The following is a 1,706-nucleotide window of genomic DNA, read 5'->3' on the forward strand; positions in this document are numbered from 1 at the left end:
AAGGCCGAGAGCTGATGACGAGTTACCTTTCAGGTGACGAAGTGGTTGATGCCATGCTTCCAAGAAAAGCTTCTAAGCTTCAGATAACCAGGAACCGTACCCCAAACCGACACAGGTGGTTGGGTAGAGAATACCAAGGCGCTTGAGAGAACTCGGGTGAAGGAACTAGGCAAAATGGCACCGTAACTTCGGGAGAAGGTGCGCCGGTGAGGGTGAAGCATTTACTGCGTAAGCCCACGCCGGTCGAAGATACCAGGCCGCTGCGACTGTTTATTAAAAACACAGCACTCTGCAAACACGAAAGTGGACGTATAGGGTGTGACGCCTGCCCGGTGCCGGAAGGTTAATTGATGGGGTTAGCTAACGCGAAGCTCTTGATCGAAGCCCCGGTAAACGGCGGCCGTAACTATAACGGTCCTAAGGTAGCGAAATTCCTTGTCGGGTAAGTTCCGACCTGCACGAATGGCGTAACGATGGCGGCGCTGTCTCCACCCGAGACTCAGTGAAATTGAAATCGCTGTGAAGATGCAGTGTATCCGCGGCTAGACGGAAAGACCCCGTGAACCTTTACTATAGCTTTGCACTGGACTTTGAATTTGCTTGTGTAGGATAGGTGGGAGGCTTTGAAGCGTGGACGCCAGTTCGCGTGGAGCCATCCTTGAAATACCACCCTGGCAACTTTGAGGTTCTAACTCAGGTCCGTTATCCGGATCGAGGACAGTGTATGGTGGGTAGTTTGACTGGGGCGGTCTCCTCCTAAAGAGTAACGGAGGAGTACGAAGGTGCGCTCAGACCGGTCGGAAATCGGTCGTAGAGTATAAAGGCAAAAGCGCGCTTGACTGCGAGACAGACACGTCGAGCAGGTACGAAAGTAGGTCTTAGTGATCCGGTGGTTCTGTATGGAAGGGCCATCGCTCAACGGATAAAAGGTACTCCGGGGATAACAGGCTGATACCGCCCAAGAGTTCATATCGACGGCGGTGTTTGGCACCTCGATGTCGGCTCATCACATCCTGGGGCTGAAGCCGGTCCCAAGGGTATGGCTGTTCGCCATTTAAAGTGGTACGCGAGCTGGGTTTAGAACGTCGTGAGACAGTTCGGTCCCTATCTGCCGTGGACGTTTGAGATTTGAGAGGGGCTGCTCCTAGTACGAGAGGACCGGAGTGGACGAACCTCTGGTGTTCCGGTTGTCACGCCAGTGGCATTGCCGGGTAGCTATGTTCGGAATAGATAACCGCTGAAAGCATCTAAGCGGGAAACTAGCCTCAAGATGAGATCTCACTGGGACCTTGAGTCCCCTGAAGGGCCGTCGAAGACTACGACGTTGATAGGTTGGGTGTGTAAGCGCTGTGAGGCGTTGAGCTAACCAATACTAATTGCCCGTGAGGCTTGACCATATAACACCCAAGCAATTTGATGCTCCTAGTTGAAAAGACGAAAGAGACCAGATTGCGGTGTGTGAAGACGAAACGAACCGAAAGTTCGAATCTCACAAAACACCGAAGCTATCACATACCCAATTTGCTGAAGCGAGGCCATCTGGCCACGACTCAGTACCCGAATTTCTTGACGACCATAGAGCGTTGGAACCACCTGATCCCATCCCGAACTCAGAAGTGAAACGATGCATCGCCGATGGTAGTGTGGGGTTTCCCCATGTGAGAGTAGGTCATCGTCAAGATTAAATTCCAAAACCCCTATCTGCG

General features: G+C 52.3%; 2 rRNA genes. Both read left to right on the plus strand.

Annotated elements, in window-relative coordinates:
- Window positions 1–1,397, plus strand: a 23S ribosomal RNA gene (locus CGA21_RS29655); the annotation flags it as partial.
- 168 nt (window positions 1,398–1,565) lie between these two features.
- Window positions 1,566–1,681 (plus strand): 5S ribosomal RNA (gene rrf, locus CGA21_RS29660).
- Window positions 1,682–1,706: the final 25 nt, after the last annotated feature.

Source organism: Pseudomonas sp. PSB11 (genome assembly GCF_014596605.1).
Taxonomy (GTDB): domain Bacteria; phylum Pseudomonadota; class Gammaproteobacteria; order Pseudomonadales; family Pseudomonadaceae; genus Aquipseudomonas; species Aquipseudomonas umsongensis.